We start from the raw sequence: 23,123 nt of genomic DNA, 5'->3' as shown, positions 1-23,123 counted from the left end.
CAATCGCTGCCAGTTGCTGCTCCTGCACCCCCTCGCGGCTTGCGCCGCTCCTACAGGGTGATCGGCCGCGAGGGGTGCTGTAGGCGCGGCGCAAGCCGCGAGCTTCCTGGGCGGTTGCGTACGGCCGTGCACAGCGCTCCTCATGCATCGGTTAATATTGCTGCATACCTTCAACCCACAGGGAGTGCCGCAATGTCTCAGGATCAGAACGCGCAGGACCCGCTCGATTTCGTTCGCGGCATGTGGAACAGCATGGGCTTCTCATTGCCCGGCATGGTCACCCCCACGCTGGATGTCGATGAACTCGACAAGCGCATCAAGGACATGAAGGCGGTCGAGGGCTGGCTGAAGATGAACCTCAACATGCTGCAGATGAGCATCCAGGGCCTCGAGATGCAGCGCGCCGCCATCGCCGCCGTGAAGGCAATGAGCCAGCATGCGGCGGGCAGCGACGCACCGGGCCCGGACAACGCCGCAAACGCAGGCAGCAACCCCTTCGCCGCTGCCGCTGCGATGTGGCCCTGGAACATGATGAACAACGCGCAGGCCGACGACGCCCAGACCGCGGCCGACAGCGCTGCCAAACCCGCGGCCCGGGGCGGCCGCCGCAAGGCGCCCGCCGACAAGTAAGCCGGAACAGCGTCAGATCACGCCCGCCGCACGCAAGCGGGCGCGCTCATCGGCTCCAAGCCCAAGCCCGGCCAGGATCTCATCGGTGTCGGCACCCGCGCGAGCAGGTGCCGGGCTCGCGGTACCCGGCGGCATGCCACCGAGACGGACAGGCGGGCCGAACTGGCGCACACCGCCCACCTCCATCACCATGCCGCGCGCGCGCAACTGGGCATTCTCCAGGCTCTCCTCCAGCCTGAGCACCGGCGTCACACAACAATCCACACCGTCGAACAGCGCCACCCAGGCCTGCTGGCTACGACTGCGGAAGATCGCCGCCAGTGCGTCCCGCACCCGCTTGCCGTCTTCGCCGACCGCGAGATGGCCGGGCTTCAGGTCCGGGCGCTCGAGGGCATCGCACAACATGTGCCAGAACTTCTCTTCCAGCGCCCCCACCGCCATGTGGCGGCCGTCCGCAGTCTCATACACGCCATAGCAGGGCACGCCGCCGTCCAGCAGATCCTCGCCGCGCGGCCGCACACGTCCGTTGGCCAGCACCTCGGCAAGCGGGAAGATCGCGTGCGCGAAGGCCGCATCGGTCATCGACACATCGACATGACGCCCCTGGCCACGCTGGCGCGCATCGAACAAGGCCACCATGATGCCCATCGCCGCCGCCATCGTACCGCCCAGCAGATCGCCGATCTGCAGGTTCGACAACGCGGGCGGACCGCCCGCAACACCGATCTGGTCGAGCACCCCGGCATAGCCGATGTAATTGATGTCATGCCCGGCGCGCTCGGCATACGGACCGGTCTGGCCGTAGCCCGAGATGCTGCACAGAACGATCGCCGGCTTGCGCTCGGCAAGCACCGCATAGCCGAGGCCGAGCCGCTCCATCACCCCGGGCCGAAACCCCTCGACGACGACATCGGCCTCATCGACCAGCCGCAGGAACAGCGCCCTGCCCTCGGCCTGCTTCAGGTCCAGGCGCAAGCTGCGCTTGTTGCGGTTGACCACCTGGTAGAAGTAGCTGGTCTCGCCCCCCATCGCACCCATGGTACGGGCGTAGTCACCAGCGCCGGTGTCCTCCACCTTGATCACCTCGGCACCGTAGTCGGACAGATGCTGCGTCGCGAGCGGGCCAGGCAGCAAGCGCGTGAGATCCAGGATGCGCACGCCAGCAAGGGGCGCATGCGTGGCGGGAGAATGAGCCGGGTTCATGTATGTATCCGTGATGATGTCTTGACTGGCCGGCATTATGCCAACCGACGCCGCCCCGACGGCACCCCTCACACGCCTCGCCCCCTGTAGGAGCGGCGCAAGCCGCGAGGGGTTGAAGGCGATGAGCGCTGGGCGGGACGACGAAAAGCTCGCGGCTGGCGCCGCTCCTACAGCCCCCCTCACACGCCTCGCCCGCCCTGTAGGAGCGGCGCGAGCCGCGAGGGGTTGAAGGCGATGAGCGATGGGCGGGACGACGAAAAGCTCGCGGCTGGCGCCGCTCCTACGGCAGCCCTCACACGCCTCGCGCCCTGTAGGAGCGGCGCGAGCCGCGAGGGGTTGAAGGCGATGAGCGCTGAGCGGTGCGACGAAAAGCTCGCGGCTGGCGCCGCTCCTACGGCAGCCCTCACACGCCTCGCGCCCCGTAGGAGCGGCGCGAGCCGCGAGGGGTTGAAGGCGATGGGCGCTGGGCGGGACGGCGAAAAGCTCGCGGCTGGCGCCGCTCCGACACGGGGGCCAGCCAACCGTGTCAGTTGTAGACGCGCACGTCGTCGATGACCTTGCCGTCGTTGGCGAGCGCGCCGGAGGGCAGGAAGGCGACCTCGCCACGCAGCTTGGTGAGCTCGCGAATGCTGCTGGCCACGGCGGTTGCGAGCGCTTCGCTGCCACCACCGGCCACCTCGCACATGAGGGTCATGCGGTCGTTGAGATCGGGGTTGTCCACCACCAGGCGGGCACGGCGAATCTCGGCGTGGCGGCGCACCACATCGGCGATCTGCCCCGGATGGACGAACATGCCCTTGACCTTGGTCGTCTGGTCGGCGCGCCCCATCCAGCCCTTGATGCGCAGATTGGTGCGTCCGCAAGGCGACGCACCCGGCAGCACGGCCGAAAGGTCGCCGGTACCAAAACGGATCAGCGGGTAATCGGGGTTGAAGGTGGTCACAACGACCTCGCCAACCTCGCCCTCGGGCACCGGATCCCCCGTCCCCGGACGCACGATCTCGAGCAGGATGTCCTCGTCGACCACCAGGCCCTCGCGTGCCGGCGTCTCGTAGGCGATCAGGCCGATGTCGGCGGTCGCATACGCCTGGTAGGCCTGGATGCCACGCGCTGCGAAAGCGTCGCGCACGCTCGGCGGAAAGGCTTCACCCGACACGAAGGCCTTGGTGAAGGACGGCCGCAGGCCGGCCTCGTCCGCCTTCTCGAGCAGGATGCGCAGGAAGGACGGCGTACCCACGTAGGCATTGGGCTGCAGGTCGACAATCGCTGCCAGTTGCTGCTCGGTCTGCCCCACCCCGGCCGGAAACACCGTGCACCCCAGCGCATGGGCGGCCGTCTCCATCATCGAACCGGCAGGCGTGAAGTGGTACGAGAAGGTGTTATGCACCAGGTCGCCCGCGCGGAAACCCGCCGCGTGCAATGCGCGCGCGAGCCGGTAGTAGTCGGGCCGGGCGCCTTCGGGCTCGTACAAGGGGCCGGGCGAGGCAAACACGCGTCGGCACGCCGCGCCCCAGCCAACCGCCGCAAAGCCGCCGAAGGGCCGCGCCGCCTTCTGCTGCTCCAGCAGTTCGGACTTGCGCGTCACCGGCAGCGTCGCCAGGGCCTCGCGGCTGATGATGGTGTCCGGGTCAACATCCTCGAGCAGGCGGGAAAAGGCGGGCGCGCTCGCCCGCGCGTGGGCGATCTGGCCGGGTAGGCGTGCGAGCAGCGCACGCTCGCGAGCGTCCGCGGGCAGCGTTTCGCGATCGTCGTAAAAAGTCATGTCGGCATCCTTGCGCGATCCGGTATGGAGGAAGTGCGTCGCCCGCAGGCTCAGCTCAGCCAGCGCTTGCGGCGGCGATAGTGCTTGATGTCGCGGAAGCTCTTGCGACCCTCGCCGGACAGGCCGAGGTAGAACTCCTTGACGTCCTCGTTGGTCGCCAGGTCCTTGGCTGCGCCTTCCATCACGATGCGGCCGTTCTCCATGATGTAGCCGAAGTCCGCATAGCGCAGGGCCACCATGGTGTTCTGTTCGGCGAGCAGGAAGCTCACCCTTTCCTTGGTGTTGAGATCCTTCACGATCTCGAACACTTCTTCCACGATCAGCGGCGCAAGGCCCATCGACGGCTCGTCGAGCAGCACCAGCTTGGGCTTGGCCATCAGCGCACGACCGATCGCGCACATCTGCTGTTCGCCGCCCGAGGTATAGGCCGCCTGGCTGTTGCGGCGCGTCTTCAGGCGTGGGAAATAGTTGTAGACCTTTTCCAGGGTCTCCTCGACCGCGGCCTTGCCGTCGGTGCGGGTATAGGCGCCGGTACGCAGGTTCTCCTCGATGGTCAGGTGGCCGAAGCAGTGGCGACCCTCCATGACCTGCACCACCCCACGCTTGACGAGATCGGCCGGGGTCAGGGCCTCGACGCGCTCGCCCTTGTACTCCACCGAACCCTTGGTCACGTCGCCGCGCTCGCCCTTGAGCAGGTTGCTGACCGCACGCAACGTGGTCGTCTTGCCGGCGCCGTTGCCACCCAGGAGCGCAACGATGCTGCCCTCCTGCACCGACAGCGAGACACCCTTCAGGACGAGGATCACGTGGTTGTAGATCACCTCGATGTTGTTGACGCTGAGGAAGGCTGAATTGGGAGCGTTCATCTTCGATTCCACGGAAAGGCCTCCGCACCCGCGGGTGCGGAGGCACGTTTCAACTTACTGCGCGCACTGCTCGGCGGTACGGCGCTGGATGTTCTTCTCCGCGGCGTACTTGCTCGCCGCGTCGAGCACCATCGGGCGCAGGACCTTGTCGTCGGCCTGGTACCAGTCGGAGCTGAACTCCCACTTGTTGCCGTCCCAGGTGTGGACGCGAACCCACGACGCACCCATGTGGTCGGTGCAGGAGGTCTGCACCGGGCGCATCACGCCGGCAAAGCCCATGCCGTCGAGCTTGTCCTGGTCGAGATTGAGGTTCTCCAGGCCCCAGCGCACCTGCTCGCCGGTCATGACCTTGCCCTTGCCGTAGCGCTCCTGGGCGGCGGCGACGCCTTCGACCCCCAACATGGCCGAGATCAGGCCGCGCATGTACAGCACGGAACCGACTTCGTCCTTCGGACCGGTGCCCTGGCCCTTGTCATGCACCATGGCGAGGATGTCCTTGACCACCTTGGAGTTCGGCTCTGCACCGTGCTGCAGGGTGAGCGCGCTGTAGCCCTTGGCGCCGGCGCCGACGTCCTTGACGTCCGGCTCGGCACCCGCCCACCACACGCCGAGCATCTTCTCGCGCGGATAGCCGGTGGCCTGCGCTTCCTTGAGCGAGGTCGAGTTCATCACGCCCCAGCCCCACAGCAGCACGTGGTCCGGACGGTCGCGGCGGATCTGCAGCCAGGTCGCCTTCTGCTCCACGCCCGGGTGGGCAACCGGCAGCAGTTGCAGGTCGAAGCCGTGCATCTTGGCGCGCTCCTGCAGCAAGGGGATCGGCTCCTTGCCGAACGGGCTGTCGTGATAGACCAGCGCGATCTTCTTGCCCTTCAGGTTATCGACGCCGCCGTAAGCCTTGCCGATGTGCTGGATGGCGACGTCGGCCGCAACCCAGTAGGTGCCCAGCAGCGGGAAGTTCCAGGTGAACACCGAGCCGTCCTGCGACTCGCTGCGGCCGTAGCCGGCGGTGATCAGCGGGATCTTGTCCACCGGGGCCTTCTCGGTGAGCGCGAAGGTGATGCCGGTCGACAGCGGCTGGAACACCGTCGCGCCCTTGCCCTTCAGGCGCTCGTAGCACTCCACGCCGCGGTCGGTGGCGTAACCCGTCTCGCACTCCTCGAACGACACCTTGACGCCATTGATGCCGCCCTGGGCGTTGACCAGCTTCAGGTAATCGACGTAGCCGTTTGCCCACGGGTTGCCGTTGGCGGCATAGGCGCCGGTGCGATACACCAGGATCGGGAAGTACTGCTCGGCTGCCTGGGCGTGGGCCGCGGGCGTGAACACGGCGGACGACAGGCCCACCGAGGCGATGGCGGCCGCGAGGGCCAGGGAACGGAATTTCATGAGTCTCCTCCTTATTTATGCTTCATGGGCACTGCGAAAAGGTGTGCTGCATCAGTGCGGGAACGGCCACAGGCGCAGCTTCTGCTTGGCGATCGACCACAGGCGGGCGAGGCCATGGGGCTCGACGATCAGGAAGAAGATGATCAGCGAACCGAAGATGATGAACTCGGCGTGCGAGATACCGGCAGTCGACACCGTCACCCCCACCAGGCCGCCGAGGAAGGGCAGGAACTGGTTGAGGAAGATCGGCAGGATCACGATGAAGGCGGCGCCGAAGAAGCTGCCCATGATCGAGCCCATGCCGCCGATGATGACCATGAACAGCAGCTGGAACGAGCGATCGACCGAGAACGCCGCCGGCTCCCACGAACCCAGGTGCACGAAGCCCCACAGCGCGCCGGCCACGCCGATGAAGAACGAGCTCACCGCGAACGCCGACAGCTTGGCGTACATCGGGCGGATGCCGATCACCTCCGCGGCCACGTCCATGTCGCGGATCGCCATCCACTGGCGGCCGATGCTGGCGCGGGTCATGTTCTTGGCCAGCAGCGCGAAGAACACCACGAAGATCAGGCAGAACAGGTACTTCTCCACCGGCGTGTTGATCACCCAGCCGAAAGCTTCCAGCTTGGCCACCGACACCGAGCCCGAGGCCGAGTTGTTGGTAAACCAGCCGATGCGCAGGAAGGCCCAGTCGCACAGGAACTGCGCGGCCAGCGTCGCCACTGCCAGGTACAGGCCGCGCACCCGCAGGCTGGGGATGCCGAACAGGATGCCGAAGCCCGCTGCCGCCACACCGCCGAGCAGCATCGCCAGCACCAGCGGCATGCCATCGACCCGCACCATGAAGTTATAGGCTGCGTAGGCACCGATCGCCATGAAGGCACCCGCCCCCAGGGTGATCTGGCCGCAGTAACCCACCAGCAGGTTCACCCCCAGCGCCGCCAGTGCCAGCACCAGGAAGGGGATGAGCACCGCGCGGAACAGGTACTCGTCGGCGAGGAAAGGCACGCCGATGGCTGCGAAGGCGATCAGACCGAGGACGAACCACTTATCCTGGGCGATCGTGAAGATCTGCTGGTCGGCCAGGTAGCTCGTCTTGAACTGGCCATTCTCACGATAAATCACTGTTCTATCTCCCCGTCAGACGCGGTTGATGATCTTTTCGCCGAACAGACCCTGGGGCCGGAACAGCAGCACGATGAGTGCCATCACGTAGGCGAACCAGATTTCGATGCCGCCGCCGACGTAGGGTCCGAGATAGACCTCGGACAGCTTCTCGCCGACACCGATGATCAGGCCACCGACGATCGCACCCGGCACCGAAGTCAGGCCGCCGAGGATCACCACCGGCAGCGCACGCAGCGCCACGGTGACGAGGGAGAACTGCACGCCCATCTTCGAGCCCCAGATGATGCCCGCCACCAGCGCCACCAGGCCGGCCACGCACCACACGATCACCCAGGTCTTGTTGAGCGGGATGCCCACCGACTGCGCCGCCTGGTGGTCATCGGCCACCGCACGCAGCGCCCGGCCCACCGAGGTCTTCTGGAAGAAGACGGTCAGGCCGCCGACCAGCACCGCCGCCAGCAGCGCGGCGATGAAGTCTTCCTTGTTGATCATGACGCCGCCCTCGATGAGGCCCTCGAACATGATCACCGGGTCCTTCGGCATGCCGACGTTGATCGAGTAGATCTCGCTGCCGAAGAAGGTCTGGCCCAGACCCTCGAGCACGTAGGCGATACCCAGGGTCACCATCAGCAGGGTCGCCCCTTCCTGGTTGACCAGCTTGCGCAGCACGAAGCGCTCGACCGTCCATGCCACCACGAACATCACGATACCCGCACCGATGATGCCGATCACGTTGGCCAGGAACAGGCTGTCGCCGCCCAGCGCCGCGTTCGACCACTCGGAAAAGCGCGCCATCGCCAGCGCGGCGACCAGCACCATCGCCCCCTGGGCAAAGTTGAACACCCCGGAAGCCTTGAAGATGAGCACGAAGCCCAGCGCGACCAGCGAATACAACATGCCGGTCATCAGGCCGCCCAACATCGTTTCGATAAAGAATCCCATGTCCCGCTCCGCTCAGTGACCGCTGCCCAGATAGGCGTTGATGACGTCCTGGTTGTTGCGCACCTCGTCGGGCGTGCCGTCACCGATCTTCTTGCCGTAGTCGAGGACGACCACGCGGTCCGAAATGTCCATCACCACCCCCATGTCGTGCTCGATGAGCACGATCGTGGTGCCGAACTGGTCGCTGATGTCGAGGATGAAGCGGCACATGTCCTGCTTCTCCTCCACGTTCATGCCCGCCATCGGCTCATCCAGGAGCAGGATCTCCGGCTCCATCGCCAGCGCGCGGCCGAGGTCGACGCGCTTTTGCAGGCCGTAGGGCAGCGCCCCCACCGCGGTCTTGCGGATGTGCTGGATCTCGAGGAAGTCGACGATCTCCTCGACCTTCTCGCGGTGTGCGATCTCCTCGTTGCGCGCTGCGCCGATCCACAGCGCCTGCTGGAAGAGGTTGCACTTCATGCGCAGGTTGCGCCCGGTCATGATGTTGTCGAGCACGCTCATACCCTTGAACAACGCAATGTTCTGGAAGGTGCGCGCGATACCCTGCTTGGCCGCCATGTGCGGCTCCATCTTCTTGCGCTCCTGGCCGCGGAACATGATCTTGCCTTCCTGGGGGTGGTACACCCCGTTGATCACGTTCAGCATCGAGCTCTTGCCCGCGCCGTTGGGGCCGATGATGGCGCGGACCTCGTGCTCGCGGATGTTGAAGCTGATGTCGGTCAGCGCCTTCACCCCCCCGAAGCGCAGCGAGATGTTCTGCAGGTCGAGGATCACGTCGCCGAACTTGCGGCCGCCCTGGGCGGCGGCAGGTGCGGCATTGCTGGCATTCGTCATTATCTCGTCTCTCCTCACGCGGCCCGCTTGCCTGCCTGCTGCGCGAAGGTCTTGACCTCCTCGATGCGCAGATCGGCAGACACCTTGGCCGTGCGGCCGTCTTCGTACTTGACCTGGGTCTCGATGAACTGGCTCTTCCTGCCTTCGAACATGGCTTCGATCAGCTCACCGTACTTCTCGGCGATGAAGTTGCGCCGCACCTTGCGCGTGCGCGTGAGTTCGCCGTCATCCGCATCGAGCTCCTTGTGCAGGATCAGGAAACGCTTGATCTGCGAGCCGCTCATGTTGGGGTCGCTCGCCAGGTCGGCATTGACCTTCTCGATACCGTCGCGGATCAGGTCGTACACCGCCGACTGCTGGGCAAGGTCGGCGTAACCCGAGTAGGCCATGCCCTTCTTCTCGGCCCAGTTGCCCACCGCCTCGAGGTCGATGTTGATGAAGGCGGTGACGAACTCCTTACCGTTACCGAAGGTGACCGCCTCCTTGATGTGCTGGAAGAACTTGAGCTTGTTCTCGATGTAGTTGGGCGCGAACATCGAGCCGTCGGCCATCTTGCCCACGTCCTTGGCACGGTCGATGATCTTGAGGTGGCCGTCCTCGTCGAAGAAGCCGGCATCGCCGGTCATGAAGTAGCCTTCGGCGTTGATCGACTCGGCCGTAGCGTCCGGGCGCTTGTAGTAGGCCTTGAGCAGCATCGGCCCCTTCACCAGGATCTCGCCGTTGTCGGCGAGCTTGACCTCGACGAAGGGCGCCGGCTTGCCCACCGAGTCCAGCTTGATCTGGCCGTCGGGCTGCAGGCACACGTAGGCGCAGGTCTCGGTCTGGCCGTAGAGCTGCTTCAGGTTGATGCCGATCGAACGGTAGAAGCGGAACAGGTCCGGACCGATCGCCGCGCCCGCGGTATAGGCCACGCGGATGCGGCTCATGCCGAGCACGTTCTTGAGCGGGCCGTACACCAGCAGGTTGCCCAGCCAGTACTGGAAGCGGTCGCCGCCCGACACCGGTTTGCCGTCGAGGATGTCGGCACCGCAGCGGCGGGCCACGTCCATGAAATGGTTGAAGACCTTGCGCTTGAGCGCGCTGGCATCCTCCATGCGGATCATCACCTGGGTGAGCAGGTTCTCGAACACGCGCGGCGGTGCGAAATAGTAGGTGGGCCCGATCTCGCGCAGGTCGTTCATGACCGTCTCGCCCGACTCCGGGCAGTTGATCGTGAAGCCCGCCACCATCGCCTGCGCGAACGAGAACAGGTGGTCGCCCACCCACGCCATCGGCAGGTAGGACAGGATGTCCTCGCGATCGGTGAGCTGATCGAACTGCATGCCACCACGCGCCGCGGCAATGAAGGCGCCATGGGTCTGGCACACGCCCTTGGGCTTGCCCGTGGTACCCGAGGTGTACAGCATGATCGAGATGTCGTCGGACGCCCCCTTGTCGATCTCCCCGTTCAGGAAGTCCGACTGGTTGCGGTCGTGGATACGCCCCATCTCCTGCAGCTCATCCAGGCCCATCAGCAGGGTCTGGGTGTAGTGGCGCATGCCGCGCGCATCGTCATAGATCACATGCTCGAGCAGCGGCGCCTCGGGCTGGATCTCGAGCATCTTGTCGACCTGCTCCTGATCCTCGACGATGGCGAACTTGATCTCGGCGTCCTGCAGCACGTAGACCATCTCCTGCGCCACCGCATCCTGGTACATCATCACCGGGATGCCGCCCAGGCACTGGCAGGCCGCAACCGACCAGTACAGACGCGGACGGTTATCGCCAACGATGGCGAGACGGTCGCCACGCTTGAAACCGAGCTGCGCCAGACCGCAGGCGATCGCCCGCACATTCTCGGCCACCTGCGCCCAACTATAGGTCTGCCAGATTCCGTAGGCCTTCTCGCGCATCGCCGGCTGCTGCGGCCGAGCCTTCGCGTGATGCATCAGGTAGCGCGGAAACGTATCCAGCCCACCTGTCGCACCCTGCCCGTGGATATCGGAGCTGCCATTGCCTGCGTCCATTCCACACTCCTCCTTCGGTTTTTGTCCTGTCTGATCCGGCCGCGGGCACCTTGTTATGGTGATTTGCCCGCGGGGCGCGAAGCCGCACCCGTGTCAGTTCAGGATGGAGTGTGACAAGCCACCTTTGCGCAACTGTTTGTGGAATGTACTGAATTGTTGCAGTCGGCCGCCGCTGTGTACAAGCGCCGGCCGCGGCGCCGCGGCCAGTGCTGCTCAGCCCGGCAAGGCCAGGCGGTACTGTGACTTGCCGGCGCGCTTGGCTTCGTACATCGCCCCGTCGGCGCGGCGCAGCAGTTCGCCGATCTGCGCCGGCGGGCAGTGCGTGAAGGCCACCCCGACGCTGACCCCGATCGTCACCCGCGAGACCCCATCGAGCGCGAAGGGCTGGCCCAGCGCCTCCACCAGCTTGCTGGCGATCAGCCGCGCCGTCGAGATCGCATCGAGCCGCGTCAGCAGCACCACGAACTCGTCGCCGCCCAGGCGCGCCACCACATCGGTCCTGCGCACCACCGCCTCCACGCGTCGCGCCACCAGGGCCAGCAAGGCATCGCCGGCGTGGTGGCCGTGCTCGTCGTTGACCGCCTTGAAGCCATCGAGGTCCAGCATCAGCAGGGCAAGGCCGGAGCAATCCTCCTGCCGCGTCACCAGCTCGCCATAGGCCTTGTCGACGCCGCGGCGATTGAGCAACCCGGTCAGCACATCGCGCTCGGCCTGGGCCTGGGCCAGCGCCTCGGCCCGCCTGCGCTCGGTAACATCGTTCATGATCCCCTGCAGCATGCCGGCCCGGCCCTCGAGCGGATGCAGGACCACATTCACCCAGCGCACACCGCCCAGCGCAACACGGCACTCGAAGTCGCCGCCCTGCACCGGCTCGCCGAGCGCAATCTGGCGCCGCATCTCATCGAAGCGCCGCTCCGGGTCGGCCAGCTGGTCGCCCAGCAGATAGCACTCGGCATGGTCGTCATGGAGCGGCAGGTCGAACATGCGTGCAAGCCACGGATTCCAGTCCGACAGACGGCCATCGGCATCGAGCGTAAACAGACCGGTCTCGGCGTTCTCGAAGATCAGGTGCCACTTGTGCTCCGCCGCCTCATGCAGCGCGCGCGTCCGGCGCTCGCTGGCGATCATCGCGCCCATGCGCTCGATCAAGGCATTGATGTCGCCCGCCAGGCGGCCGATCTCATCTCGCCCATGCCCCGTCGGTGTCACCAGACAGGCGCCATGCTCGGCGTCGAGCCGGTGCAGGTCGTCCGACAAGGTACGGATCGGCCGCGTGACGTGGCGGCTCACCACCCAGGCCACACCGCAGGTGATCACGACGACCATGCCCGCCAGCAGCAGGGCGATGAAACGCGAATAGGCACGTGCATCGGCACGCATCGCCGCGTGCTCGGGATGCACCCGCAGCACGCCGACGAGCTCGGCCTCATCAAAGGGCGAGCGCAGCGGCCGGCTCAGCCCGGGCTCGGCCGCCGGCACCTCGCCCCCGGCGGCGGCAAGCTCGCCAGCCTCGCCCTCGATCGCCGCACGAGCGATGCTGCGATTGTGCAAGAGCCCGCTGACCACCTCGCGCGCCAAGTGTTCGTCATGTGCAAAGGCCGCCACGCTGGCCGCGCGCTCCACGGTCAGGAGCTGCTCGCCCAGCTTCGCGTCCAGTCGCGCACGCTCCTCGTTCTCCACCAGGAGTGCGCCGGCCGCACCGACGAGCACGCCGACCAGGGCCCCCAGGACGAGGATCAGCACCGTGGCCCGCGAGGCGATGCTGCGCCGCCAGCCCACGGACTGGAACGGCACACTCGAACCTGAGTTATTTGGCGTTTTCATCAAAATGAAGCCATAACGGCAAACTTAATGATCATTGTCCTGCCGCTCGCGACAGACGAAAATGACCCATGTCACAAGCGGGCACGCAAACCTCAAATTCTGCAGGATTCGCGCTAGACTCACCCGCACCCGATTACCCGAACCGGGCGCCTGCGCGGCGCCCTGCATCCAGGAAAAGCCCTCGATGGAACGCAAGGCCTTTACCAAACCCGTCCATGTCACGACCTGGATGGGCATCTTTCTCGCCCTCGTCGCCGCGCTGGCCGCCGTGCTCGTGCCCCAGCTCAAGCACGCCTTCGTCGCCAACGCCGCCTTCAACGGCGTCATCCTGTTCGTGCTCGCGGTCGGCATCGCGGTCAACCTGCGCCAGGTCTGGCGCCTGCAGCGCGAGGTGCTGTGGATCGAGGACTTCCAGCACGGCGAGGCCGGCCCCGCGCCGGGCGGCCTCAAGCCGGTGCTGCTCGCCCCCATGGCGCGCCTGCTGTCGACCCGCAAGCGCGGTCAGTTCCACCTGTCGCCCACCTCCACCCGCTCCATCCTCGACAGCGTGCAGATCCGCCTCGAGGAACAACGCGACCTGTCGCGCTACCTCATCGGCCTGCTCATCTTCCTCGGCCTGCTCGGCACCTTCTGGGGCCTGCTCGTCACCATCCGCTCGATCGGCGAGATCATCGGCAACATGAGCGTCGGCACCGACCCGGTCGCCATGTTCGAAGCCCTCAAGACCAAGCTCGACGAACCCCTGGGCGGCATGGCGACAAGCTTCTCGACCTCGCTGTTCGGCCTCGCCGGCTCGCTCGTCGTCGGCTTCCTCGACCTGCAGTCCGGCCACGCCCAGAACCGCTTCTACAACGAGCTCGAGGAATGGCTGTCGCACATGACCAAGCTGCCCTCCGGCGTCGGCGCCGAAGGCGAAGGCAACGTGCCCGCCTACGTGCAGGCCTTGCTCGAACAGACCGCCGAGAGCATCGAACGCATGCAGCGCTCGGCGGCGGAGTCCGAACGCGAGCGCCGCGCCACGGCCGAGCACCTGGGCGAGCTCAACAACCAGCTCACCCGCCTCGCCGACCTCATCACCCGCGAATCGCGCGACCTCTCCAACCTGTCGGCCAGCCAGGACGACCTGCGCGCGCTGATCCGCCAGGTGGCCCAGCAACCGGCGCAGGGCGCGCAGTTCTCCGAAGATCTGCGCGCCGAGCTGCGCCTGCTGTCGCGCACCATCGGCGCCGCCCTCGGCGGCCAGGGCGGCAACCGGGCGGAATGACGACATGGCCTTGCTGACCCGCCGCCGCCGGCCGATGGACTTCTGGCCCGGCTTCGTAGATGCCCTCGCCTCGCTGCTGATGGTGATGGTGTTCGTGATCCTGATCTTCGTGATCGGCCAGTTCGTGCTCGCCGACGCCGTCAGCGGCCGCGACCGCGCGCTCGAACGCCTCAACGCAGAACTCGCCACCCTTGCCCAGACCTTGAGCCTGGAGCATTCGGCGCGCGCGCGCGCCGATCTCAAGGTGGGCGAGCTCAGCGCCTCGCTCGCCAGCACCGAAGCCGAGCGCGAAGCCCTGTCCACCGAGCTGTTCGCCGCGCGCGACGAGCTTCATGCGGCCCAGGACGACGCCAAGGCCCAGCGCGAGGAGGCCGCCCGCCTCAGCACCGACATTGCCGCCCTGCAGCGCCTCAAGGCCGAGCTCGAAGCCGAGGCCGCACGCCTTGCCAGCGCGCTCGACACTTCCGAGCGCGGCCTCAAGGAACAGCAGGAGATGTCTGCCGCCGCGATCGCCCAGGTCGAACTGCTCAACCGCCAGCTTGTCGCCGTGCGCGAGCAGCTCGAACAGCTCAATGCCGCGCTCGCCTCGGCCGAGGCCGCCACTCGCGACAAGGATCTCAAGATCGAGGAACTCGGCCGCGAGCTCAACCTGGCCCTGGCTGCACGCGTGCAGGAACTGGCACGCTACCGCTCGGAGTTCTTCGGCCGCCTGCAGGCCGTGCTCGGCAGCCGCAAGGACATCCAGATCGTCGGCGACCGTTTCGTGTTCTCCAGCGAGGTGCTGTTCCCCAGCGCCTCCGACGAGGTCAGCGCCGACGGCATGATCCAGCTCACCCGCCTGGCCGAAACGCTCAAGACCCTCGCCAGCGAGATTCCCACTGACCTACCCTGGGTGTTGCAGGTCGACGGCCACACCGACCGTCGTCCGATCGCCACTGCCCGCTTCCCGTCGAACTGGGAGCTGTCCACCGCGCGTGCGCTCGCCATCGTGAAGTTCCTGCGCAGCCAGGGCATTCCACCGGAACGCCTGGCCGCCACCGGCTACGGCGAGTTCCACCCGCTCGACGCCCGCAGCACCGACGAAGCCTACGCCCGCAACCGCCGCATCGAGCTCAAGCTCACCAGCCGCTGAACCTGCACCGACGGGCAAGGGGCCACGCCCCCTTGCCCGTCACGGCAGCGGCAGGCGGAACACCACCCTGACGCGCTCATCGATATCGGCGCTCGCCACCGCGGCGAGCGCATGCGGCTCAGCGGCCACACGGTCGACCGCGGCCGCCCCATCCTCGAGCAGTTGCGGCGGCTGGGTACGGCCGGAAAAGCGCAGCCGAGCCCAATAGGCATCGACCTCGGCGATCTCCTGGCGCACCAGCTGGCGGTAGAAAGGCGCGCGATACGCATCCACCTCGTAGATCGTGGCACGCTCGCCAAAAGGCAGCGCCCGCGTGCGCCCGAGAAAGAGGTGCACGACCTGGGTACGCTCGAGCGCCACCACCCCGCTCGCCGGATGTGCGATCACGACCAGTTCGTCCGCGAGCACCGCCCCGGCCAGGGCAAGCGATCCGAACAGCATGGACACAAGACGCCGCGTGATCATGCCGGCGCTCAAAAGACGAAATCCAGCGCGGCGGTAAACACGCTCACGCCGCGCGGCCCGACGCTGGTACCGCTGCCATCGAGCAGCATCGACGAGCGTTTGGCCTCGATGCGGTCAAGCTGCAGCTTCAGTGCCGCATTCGGCATCAGGTCGTAGCGCACGCCCACGCCCCAGGAGTACTGGTCGCTGGCGATCAGTCCGGTGGCCCGCCCATACCCATCGCGGACCAGCAAGAGCTCGGCACGGTCCACAGGCAGGTCGAGCGGCCGCGCCTGCGGCGTGAGCTTGCCTCGTGAAGTCGTGACGAATGGCTTCCACGAGCCCGCCCGATAAGCCAGCATCGCGCCCAGTCCCTGGCCCTTGAAGCCAGGAAAGCGATTCATCCGCACATCCACACCGATCAACTGGGCCGACCATGGGCCCTGCCGCCAGTTCAGTGCAAGCCCCAGGTACTTCAGGTCGCTATTGCCGCCCTCCATCTCCGCGGCGCGCTGACGCGCCTGCGCCGCAACCTCAGGTGACAGTGCAGGTGCGACCTCACGCAGCGCTCCGGCCAGGGGCGCAAGCAAGCCATCATCGGGGGTACGCACCTGGCCCCAAGCGAGCCGCACCCCCAGCGCGCTGGACTCCCACTGCAGCGTCGCCCCAAGGGTGCTCGAGCCTTCGCGCTGGAACAGGTGCGCCCCCCGATAGTCCTCGCCACGCGTCCGTCCACCGTATAGCTTCAGGCTCAGTTCGCCCTCGCCCACCAGGGTGCTGGCGCGCAGATCCACGCCATCGAAGTGGTCGAAGGTGAATTGCCCGTACAGGTCGGTATAAGGGCGCACCGTGGTGTAGGCATAGCCGACATGGGGCGAGTCGCCATCCATATAGATGTCCACCCCAAGTCGGCCGGCGCGCAACTCCAGGGCGGGTGTCGGCGAATACTTGACGAAGCCCCAGCTCAGGCGCGGCGCCCACTCCCCTTTGCCGTCCTTGCGCACCACGACCTGCGCCATCGATGACCAGCGTGCGTCGACCTGTACATCGGCCTGCACCCCCAGCACGGAATCGATCCCGGTCTCGAGCCGTCCGGCCTGCGCACCCTCGCGCTGGTCTGCGCGGGCGCGGAACTGGGTGTCCTGCGCATCGTGATAGCTCGCTGCCAGGGTGCCAAAGCCGCTGAAGCGCAAGCCCGTTCCGGCTCCTGTCGCGCCCTCCTGTGCGGCCGGGCTCGCCGCCCCCCAGCACAACAGGCCCGCCGCCACCCAGGCCCGCGCCCCGCGTCCGCGCATGAATGCTCCGCGCTCGAGCCCCCTCATTTGCCCGCCGCCTCCAGATCCTTCACCACCACCGACAAGGCCTCGGTCGAGATCAGCACTTCGACGAGCGAGAGCACCAGCGATAGCGCCAGGGTAAGGATGCTGGCGCCGAACAGCAGCTTGCCCGGCACCTGCGCGTCGAGGAACAGCGCGAACATCGACAATGCACACAGCAAGAAGCTGAACACGCCGAAACCCTGCATGTACTGGGTCAGCGCAATGCGGCGCTTGAGCCCTGGCAACTGGCGCTGCACCAATTCCGCCCCGCGGTCGGCCGAGGCACCGAGCTGGCGCACGACCTGGGCAAGCGTCAGAAAACGGTTGGTATAGGCCAGCAGGAGCAGCGAAATGGCAGGAAACAGCAAGGCGGGTGTCGTGAGGTTCATGCTTGGTCTGGTAAACGTGACTGCGACAGGGATCCAAGCCCCATTCTAGCCCTCGCACACGCCCCAAAAGCAGATCGCCGCGGCATTGCTGCCGCGGCGATCTGCCTTGATGCAATTGGGATCAGCGCATGCGCCGACGGTTCACCGCGCCCAGAGCGAACAGCGCCATGCCCATCAGCAACAGGGTGGGGGGTGCAGGCACCGGAGTCGGTTCGTCGCCGCAACCGCTCGTGCAACCGCCCGCGTAGGCTTCGGTCACGATGGTCACATAACGCCCCTGGAAGCTCCCGGAGTCGTTGATCGACAGATAGCCCGTCGGCACCGAGGTGAAGCCGCTGTGCGACGACGTGCCCCAGTTGCTCAGGCCCGCGGTGGTCAGGCCTTCATTGACCGGGAAGCCGGCCGTCGCCGCCGGGATGACCACCGATTCTTCCTGGAAGTACGCCGTCGTACCGGCCAGTTCGGCCGCCAGGAAGGAGTTGGCGTTCGACCACCACTGGCTGCCCGAGCCGGCCCAGCCGTCGGCCAGCGACACGATGCCCAGACCGGTGCCGCTGCCGGCCCAGTTGACCGCATTGATCAGGAAGCCGCGCGGGCCGTCATCAACTGCGCCCGGGCCGTTGATGTAGTGCCAGTCGGCATCCTGGCCCGACAGGAAGGTGCGCGTGCCGCGCGCCGCCTCGATCTCGGACTTGGCGCCAAGCAGGCGGGTGGCATCGAAGCCCATCCCGAAAGTCTGGCTGGAGCCGATGACCAGCACGTCATACGCGCTGAAGGTGGGCGTGGGGTCGGACGAGTTCCACAGGGTGAAATTCCAGCTCAGGCTGCCATCACCGGCCGGATCGTAGCTTGCGGCATCCGCAGCCAGATTGGTCATCTGCGTGTTGTAGGCCGAACCCTGGCCGTACCACAGGACGTTGATGGAGGCCGAATGCGCGATGGGCGCAACGCCGATTGCAGCGACGCAGGCCGCGGCGGAAAGAAGATGCTTCAGGGACATGATAGGACCTCATGGGCGTGTTCAAGGAGCTGCTGCACCCCTCCAAGCAAGCTACATGCCAACACCACAAGCCACTGTTTTATTGCGATTTCCTTACCAGCACCAGGACTGCCTGTAAAAAGAGCCGACACCTTGCCCCCCGGCGGCAGCGCTACCGGCCCCACTCCGCCCCCACTCCGGCTCATCCTGCCGGCACAAAAAAAACGGCGCCGAAGCGCCGGATCCCACAAAGGGAGAGGGAGGGAGCGGGTTGCCTTACATGCTGCGGCGGTACTGGCCGCCGACCTTGTAGAGGGCATCGGTGATCTGGCCCAGCGAGCAGTAGCGCACCGCGTCGACCAGCACCTCGAACACGTTGGTGTTGGCGATCACGGCCTGCTGCAGCTTGGCCTGCCACTTCGGCGCCTCGGCCTTGTTGCGGGCATGGAAGTCGGCCAGACGCTTCAACTGGCCCTGCTTTTCTTCCTCGGTCGAGCGCGCGAGCTCGATCTCCTGCTGGGCCTGACCCTTCGGGTTGAGGAAGGTGTTCACGCCGATGATCGGGTAGGAGCCGTCGTGCTTCTTGTGCTCGTAATAGAGCGACTCCTCCTGGATCTTGCCGCGCTGGTAGCCGGTCTCCATCGCGCCCAGCACGCCGCCGCGGCTGGCGATGGCCTCGAACTCCTTGAGCACCGCCTCTTCGACGAGGTCGGTGAGCTCGTCGATGATGAAGGCGCCCTGGTTCGGGTTCTCGTTCTTGGCCAGGCCCCACTCGCGGTTGATGATGAGCTGGATCGCCATCGCGCGGCGCACGGACTCTTCGGTCGGCGTGGTGATCGCCTCGTCGTAGGCGTTGGTGTGCAGCGAGTTGCAGTTGTCGTAGATCGCGATCAGCGCCTGCAGCGTGGTACGGATGTCGTTGAAGTCCATTTCCTGCGCGTGCAGCGAGCGGCCCGAGGTCTGCACGTGGTACTTCAGCTTCTGGCTGCGCTCATTGGCGCCGTACTTGTTCTTCATCGCCACCGCCCAGATGCGGCGGGCGACGCGGCCGATCACCGAGTATTCCGGGTCCATGCCGTTGCTGAAGAAGAAGGACAGGTTGGGCGCGAAGTCGTCGATGTGCATGCCGCGCGCGAGGTACGACTCCACGTAGGTGAAGCCGTTCGACAGCGTGAAGGCGAGCTGGCTGATCGGGTTCGCGCCGGCCTCGGCGATGTGGTAGCCCGAGATCGACACCGAATAGAAGTTCTGCACCTTGTTATGGACGAAGTACTCCTGGATGTCGCCCATCATCTTGAGCGCGAACTCGGTACTGAAGATGCAGGTGTTCTGGCCCTGGTCTTCCTTCAGGATGTCGGCCTGCACGGTGCCGCGCACGGTCGACAGCGTCCAGGCCTTGATCTTGGCGTACTCGTCCTCGGTCGGGTCGCGGCCGTTGTCGGCCTTGAACTTGGCGACCTGCTGGTCGAGCGCGGTATTGAAGAAGAAAGCCAGGATGATCGGCGCCGGGCCGTTGATCGTCATCGACACCGAAGTGGTCGGCGCGCACAGGTCGAAGCCGTCGTACAGCACCTTCATGTCGTCGAGCGTGGCGATGGACACGCCCGAGTTGCCGATCTTGCCGTAGATGTCCGGACGCGGGTCGGGGTCGCAGCCGTACAGCGTCACCGAGTCGAAGGCGGTCGACAGGCGGTGCGCCGGCATGCCCTCGGAGACCCGCTTGAAGCGGCGGTTGGTACGGAAGGCGTCGCCCTCGCCGGCGAACATGCGGGTCGGGTCCTCGCCCTCGCGCTTGAACGCGAACACACCGGCGGTGTAGGGGAAGGAGCCGGGAACGTTCTCCTTCATCAGGAACTTGAGCGTCTCGCCCTCGTCCTCGAAGTTGGGCAGCGCCACCTTGCGGATCTTGCTGCCGGCCAGCGAGGTGTGGGTGAGCTGGGTGCGGATCTCCTTGTCGCGGATCTTCACCACGTACTCGTCGGCGGCGTACAGCGCCTTCTCGGTCGGCCACTGCTCGAGCAGCTTCTTCGCCTGCGGGGTGAGCTCGCCGTCCTTCCAGTTGATGAGTTCGTCAAACGAACCCGCGTCCTTGCCGCACTGCTCGAACAGCCCCTTGGCGATCTTCAGCGACTGGCGCTCACGCGCCACGCGGGCCTGCTGCTCGACGTGCTTGTGGTAGCCACGGACGGTATCGGCGATTTCGGCCAGGTAGCGGGTGCGGTCGGCGGGGACGATGGCACGGCCTTCCGAGGACGCCTTCACGCTCACCACCGGCAGCTTGCTCTTGGCGACTTTCAGGCCCTTGCCCACCAGCGCCGGCAGCATGGCCTGGTAGAGCGCGGTGACGCCGTCGTCGTTGAAGCGCGCCGCCATGGTGCCGAACACCGGCATCTCTTCCGGGCGCTGGCCGAACAACTCGCGGTTGCGCTGGTATTGCTTGGCGACGTCGCGCAGCGCGTCGAGCGCGCCCTTGCGGTCGAACTTGTTGATGGCGACGAAATCGGCGAAGTCGAGCATGTCGATCTTCTCGAGCTGGCTGGCGGCGCCGAACTCGGGGGTCATCACGTACAGCGACAGGTCGACGAAGGGCACGATCGCGGCATTGCCCTGGCCGATGCCCGAGGTCTCGACCACCACCAGGTCGAAGCCCGCCAGCTTGCACGCGGCGATGACTTCGGGCAGCGCGGCCGACACTTCCGAGCCGGTGTCGCGGGTGGCGAGCGAGCGCATGTAGATGTTGTCGTGCTCGATCGCGTTCATGCGGATACGGTCGCCCAGCAGCGCGCCGCCGGTACGCTTGCGCGAGGGGTCGATCGACACGATCGCGAGCTTGAGCTTGTCGTCCTGGTCGAGACGGAAGCGGCGCACCAGTTCGTCGGTGAGCGAGGACTTGCCCGCGCCGCCGGTGCCGGTGATACCCAGCGTCGGCACCTTGGTCTTGGCCGCAGCCTCGATCAGCGCCTTCCTGACGTCGTCGCCGTAGCCGCCGTTCTCCAGCGCGGTGATGATCTGCGCCAGCGCACGGCGATCGCCGGCGGCCAGCGCCTTCAGCACGGCGTCGGCCTTCTGCGGCGCGGCCTTGGTGATGTCCATGTCGCAGCGCTCGACCACGCTGTTGATCATGCCCTGCAGGCCCATCTTGGCGCCGTCTTCGGGCGAGAAGATGTGGGTGACGCCGTACTCGTGCAGCTCCTTGATCTCGGCCGGCACGATCACGCCGCCGCCGCCGCCGAACACCTTGATGTGCTCGCCGCCGTTGGCCTTGAGCAGGTCGATCATGTACTTGAAGAACTCGACGTGGCCGCCCTGGTAGCTGGTGATGGCGATGCCCTGCACGTCTTCCTGCAGCGCAGCATTGACGATCTCGCCCACCGAGCGGTTATGCCCCAGGTGGATGACCTCGGAGCCGGTCGACTGCAGGATGCGGCGCATGATGTTGATCGAGGCATCGTGGCCGTCGAACAGGGCCGCGGCGGTGACGAAGCGCACCTTGTTCTTCGGCTTGTAGGGCGACAGCTTGTGCGCAACGCTGAGGTCGGTCATTTCGGTCATCTCCAGGTTGGATGAGATCTAACCCTGCAATCTTAGAAGCCCGACACCGCCATTGCCATTGCGCTTGCCGACGCTAATCGTGCAAAATCCGCCAACAACACCCCCGCCGCGCACCGCCCCCCGTAGGCGCGGCGCCCGGCACGCATCGCCCCTCCCCGTAGGAGCGGCGCAAGCCGCGAGGGTTTGAAGGCGACTCGCCCATGGCAATAACGATTCTGTGCGCTCGAACAACCATGCCCGACACCGCCCCCCACTCCACGCTGCCCCCACGCCTGCGCCGCGGCCGCGCCACGGTAGCACCCGGCTTCGTCAGCGGCATGCTTGCCGGCTACGTGCGCCGCGGCCACGACCCGGCGCCCCTGCTCTCCCGTGCCGGCATCGACCTTGCAGATACAGCCAGCCGCATTCCCGTCGAGCGCTACGCGCTGCTCTACAACCTGTGCATCGAAGCGCTCGACGACGAAGCCTTCGGCCTGCTGCCACAGCCGATGCCGCCGGGCAGCTTCGAATTCCTCTGCCGCGCCATGCTCGGCGCACCAACGCTCGACAAGGCGCTCGGGCGGGCAATCCGCTTTCTGCGCATCGTACTGCCGGGCTTTCGCGTCGAACTGCAGCGTGACGGCGCGCAGGCAAGGCTCCTGATCGACGATGAAGGCCGGCTCGGCCCCCTGGCCGACGACCCCGCCCGCGTGTTCGCGTACGAATGGCTGCTGCGCCTGCTGCATGGCGTGGCAAGCTGGTTCGTCGGCCGCGGCCTCGCCCTCGACGCCGTTCGCTTTCCCTACCCGCGACCAGCGCACGCCGACGACTACGCGCTGGTCTACACCGAACACTCCAGCTTCGACGCCAAACACCTGGTCGCCGAACTGCAGGCCAACCTGCTCGACCTCCCCCTGCGCCGCGACGAGGCCGCCCTCGCCAGCTTCCTCGACGGCGCGCCGGGCAAGATCACCACCCTCTATCGCCGCGACCGCGAGATGGTGTTCCGCGTCCGCGACCTGCTGCGCGACGCCCTGCCCCACAGCCTGTCGCTGGAAGAAGCGGCCGCCCGCCTGCACCTGTCGCCGCGCACGCTGCACCGTCGCCTCGAGGAAGAGGGCTCGAGCTTCCGCGCCATCAAGGACGCCACCCGGCGCGACATCGCCTATGCGCGGCTGACCAAGACCGCCCAGCCCATCGCCCACATCGCCGCCGAACTCGGCTACGCCGACCCCTCCACCTTCTACCGCGCCTTCGTATCGTGGTCGGGCGTGTCACCCGAGCGGTTCCGGCTGCAGCTTGCGCAGGCGGAAAAGACAACGTGACGTTGACGTAAGCGTCAATTCTTGGCCAAACTGCAGGGCTGTGCGCCATGCGGGGGCGGCAAACAAAAAGCTCGCGGCTGGCGCCGCTCCTACGGCAGACCCAACGCGCATCTCCCCCTGTAGGAGCGGCGCCAGCCGCGAGGGGTTGAAGGCGAC

18 protein-coding genes are annotated in these 23,123 nt (G+C 66.4%); 4 read left to right on the top strand and 14 right to left on the bottom strand.

Going from position 1 to position 23,123, the window contains the following annotated elements; genetic code table 11:
* Positions 1–192: 192 nt before the first annotated feature.
* The gene (locus B447_RS19795) at positions 193–630 is read left to right on the top strand and encodes a PhaM family polyhydroxyalkanoate granule multifunctional regulatory protein (protein ID WP_002944821.1); all 438 of its coding nucleotides are present in this window, start codon (positions 193–195) and stop codon (positions 628–630) included.
* 12 nt (positions 631–642) lie between these two features.
* Here the strand turns inward: B447_RS19795 and B447_RS19790 are convergent, their stop codons facing one another.
* The 9 genes from B447_RS19790 to B447_RS19750 form a co-directional block, all read right to left on the bottom strand.
* The gene (locus tag B447_RS19790; RefSeq protein WP_002944819.1) at positions 643–1,833 is read right to left on the bottom strand and encodes a CaiB/BaiF CoA transferase family protein; all 1,191 of its coding nucleotides are present in this window, start codon (positions 1,831–1,833) and stop codon (positions 643–645) included.
* Between the two features lie 526 nt (positions 1,834–2,359).
* Entirely contained in the window at positions 2,360–3,595 is a 1,236-nt protein-coding gene (locus B447_RS19785) for a phenylacetate--CoA ligase family protein (RefSeq protein WP_002944817.1), read from the bottom strand.
* A gap of 50 nt (positions 3,596–3,645) precedes the next feature.
* A complete protein-coding gene (locus B447_RS19780) occupies positions 3,646–4,461 on the bottom strand; it encodes an ABC transporter ATP-binding protein (RefSeq protein ID WP_002944813.1) in 816 nt (271 codons plus the stop codon).
* Between the two features lie 54 nt (positions 4,462–4,515).
* Entirely contained in the window at positions 4,516–5,847 is a 1,332-nt protein-coding gene (locus tag B447_RS19775; protein WP_002944811.1) for an ABC transporter substrate-binding protein, read from the bottom strand.
* A 51-nt stretch (positions 5,848–5,898) separates the two neighbouring features.
* Positions 5,899–6,975: a branched-chain amino acid ABC transporter permease gene (locus B447_RS19770; RefSeq protein WP_002944810.1), complete on the bottom strand. Its 1,077-nt coding sequence runs from the start codon at positions 6,973–6,975 to the stop codon at positions 5,899–5,901.
* Positions 6,976–6,990: 15 nt separating this feature from the next.
* On the bottom strand, positions 6,991–7,920 hold the full coding sequence (locus B447_RS19765; protein WP_002944809.1) for a branched-chain amino acid ABC transporter permease: 930 nt from the start codon (positions 7,918–7,920) through the stop codon (positions 6,991–6,993).
* 12 nt (positions 7,921–7,932) lie between these two features.
* Positions 7,933–8,754, bottom strand: a complete 822-nt coding sequence (locus tag B447_RS19760) for an ABC transporter ATP-binding protein (protein WP_002932911.1) — start codon at positions 8,752–8,754, stop codon at positions 7,933–7,935.
* A gap of 14 nt (positions 8,755–8,768) precedes the next feature.
* The gene (locus tag B447_RS19755) at positions 8,769–10,760 is read right to left on the bottom strand and encodes an AMP-dependent synthetase/ligase (protein ID WP_002944808.1); all 1,992 of its coding nucleotides are present in this window, start codon (positions 10,758–10,760) and stop codon (positions 8,769–8,771) included.
* 213 nt (positions 10,761–10,973) lie between these two features.
* On the bottom strand, positions 10,974–12,584 hold the full coding sequence (locus B447_RS19750) for a diguanylate cyclase domain-containing protein (protein WP_083491501.1): 1,611 nt from the start codon (positions 12,582–12,584) through the stop codon (positions 10,974–10,976).
* Between the two features lie 184 nt (positions 12,585–12,768).
* Between B447_RS19750 and B447_RS19745 the strand changes: the two genes are divergently transcribed.
* Both B447_RS19745 and B447_RS19740 read left to right on the top strand, forming a co-directional pair.
* Positions 12,769–13,848: a hypothetical protein gene (locus tag B447_RS19745; RefSeq protein WP_002944803.1), complete on the top strand. Its 1,080-nt coding sequence runs from the start codon at positions 12,769–12,771 to the stop codon at positions 13,846–13,848.
* Between the two features lie 4 nt (positions 13,849–13,852).
* Positions 13,853–14,980, top strand: coding sequence for a peptidoglycan -binding protein (locus tag B447_RS19740; protein WP_002944802.1), 1,128 nt, complete (start codon positions 13,853–13,855; stop codon positions 14,978–14,980).
* 39 nt (positions 14,981–15,019) lie between these two features.
* Here B447_RS19740 and B447_RS19735 read toward each other — a convergent pair whose 3' ends face one another.
* The 5 genes from B447_RS19735 to icmF form a co-directional block, all read right to left on the bottom strand.
* A complete protein-coding gene (locus B447_RS19735; protein WP_002944800.1) occupies positions 15,020–15,445 on the bottom strand; it encodes a hypothetical protein in 426 nt (141 codons plus the stop codon).
* An 8-nt stretch (positions 15,446–15,453) separates the two neighbouring features.
* Positions 15,454–16,719 (bottom strand): porin, encoded by a 1,266-nt coding sequence (locus B447_RS19730; protein WP_157384732.1) that lies wholly within the window; start codon positions 16,717–16,719, stop codon positions 15,454–15,456.
* A gap of 23 nt (positions 16,720–16,742) precedes the next feature.
* A complete protein-coding gene (locus tag B447_RS19725) occupies positions 16,743–17,132 on the bottom strand; it encodes a DUF2721 domain-containing protein (RefSeq protein ID WP_002932894.1) in 390 nt (129 codons plus the stop codon).
* A 121-nt stretch (positions 17,133–17,253) separates the two neighbouring features.
* Positions 17,254–18,132 carry a PEP-CTERM sorting domain-containing protein gene (locus B447_RS19720; RefSeq protein WP_002944794.1) on the bottom strand — a complete coding sequence of 293 codons (879 nt, stop codon included), beginning with the start codon at positions 18,130–18,132 and terminating at the stop codon, positions 17,254–17,256.
* 255 nt (positions 18,133–18,387) lie between these two features.
* A complete protein-coding gene (gene icmF / locus B447_RS19715; protein WP_002944786.1) occupies positions 18,388–21,654 on the bottom strand; it encodes a fused isobutyryl-CoA mutase/GTPase IcmF in 3,267 nt (1,088 codons plus the stop codon).
* Positions 21,655–21,896: 242 nt separating this feature from the next.
* On the opposite strand from icmF, the gene B447_RS19710 reads away from it, so the two are divergent.
* Entirely contained in the window at positions 21,897–22,967 is a 1,071-nt protein-coding gene (locus tag B447_RS19710; protein WP_002944782.1) for an AraC family transcriptional regulator, read from the top strand.
* Positions 22,968–23,123: the final 156 nt, after the last annotated feature.

Source organism: Thauera sp. 27 (assembly GCF_000310125.2).
GTDB lineage: Bacteria > Pseudomonadota > Gammaproteobacteria > Burkholderiales > Rhodocyclaceae > Thauera > Thauera mechernichensis.
This window is presented reverse-complemented; position numbering and strand designations above follow the sequence as displayed.

Coding starts and splice junctions, on each gene's coding strand:
- B447_RS19795 (WP_002944821.1), top strand. CDS start 193: ATGTCTCAGGATCAGAACGCGCAGGACCCGCTCGATTTCGTTCGCGGC.
- B447_RS19790 (WP_002944819.1), bottom strand. CDS start 1,833: ATGAACCCGGCTCATTCTCCCGCCACGCATGCGCCCCTTGCTGGCGTG.
- B447_RS19785 (WP_002944817.1), bottom strand. CDS start 3,595: ATGACTTTTTACGACGATCGCGAAACGCTGCCCGCGGACGCTCGCGAG.
- B447_RS19780 (WP_002944813.1), bottom strand. CDS start 4,461: ATGAACGCTCCCAATTCAGCCTTCCTCAGCGTCAACAACATCGAGGTG.
- B447_RS19775 (WP_002944811.1), bottom strand. CDS start 5,847: ATGAAATTCCGTTCCCTGGCCCTCGCGGCCGCCATCGCCTCGGTGGGC.
- B447_RS19765 (WP_002944809.1), bottom strand. CDS start 7,920: ATGGGATTCTTTATCGAAACGATGTTGGGCGGCCTGATGACCGGCATG.
- B447_RS19760 (WP_002932911.1), bottom strand. CDS start 8,754: ATGACGAATGCCAGCAATGCCGCACCTGCCGCCGCCCAGGGCGGCCGC.
- B447_RS19755 (WP_002944808.1), bottom strand. CDS start 10,760: ATGGACGCAGGCAATGGCAGCTCCGATATCCACGGGCAGGGTGCGACA.
- B447_RS19750 (WP_083491501.1), bottom strand. CDS start 12,584: ATGAAAACGCCAAATAACTCAGGTTCGAGTGTGCCGTTCCAGTCCGTG.
- B447_RS19745 (WP_002944803.1), top strand. CDS start 12,769: ATGGAACGCAAGGCCTTTACCAAACCCGTCCATGTCACGACCTGGATG.
- B447_RS19740 (WP_002944802.1), top strand. CDS start 13,853: ATGGCCTTGCTGACCCGCCGCCGCCGGCCGATGGACTTCTGGCCCGGC.
- B447_RS19735 (WP_002944800.1), bottom strand. CDS start 15,445: ATGATCACGCGGCGTCTTGTGTCCATGCTGTTCGGATCGCTTGCCCTG.
- B447_RS19730 (WP_157384732.1), bottom strand. CDS start 16,719: ATGCGCGGACGCGGGGCGCGGGCCTGGGTGGCGGCGGGCCTGTTGTGC.
- B447_RS19725 (WP_002932894.1), bottom strand. CDS start 17,132: ATGAACCTCACGACACCCGCCTTGCTGTTTCCTGCCATTTCGCTGCTC.
- B447_RS19720 (WP_002944794.1), bottom strand. CDS start 18,132: ATGTCCCTGAAGCATCTTCTTTCCGCCGCGGCCTGCGTCGCTGCAATC.
- icmF (WP_002944786.1), bottom strand. CDS start 21,654: ATGACCGACCTCAGCGTTGCGCACAAGCTGTCGCCCTACAAGCCGAAG.
- B447_RS19710 (WP_002944782.1), top strand. CDS start 21,897: ATGCCCGACACCGCCCCCCACTCCACGCTGCCCCCACGCCTGCGCCGC.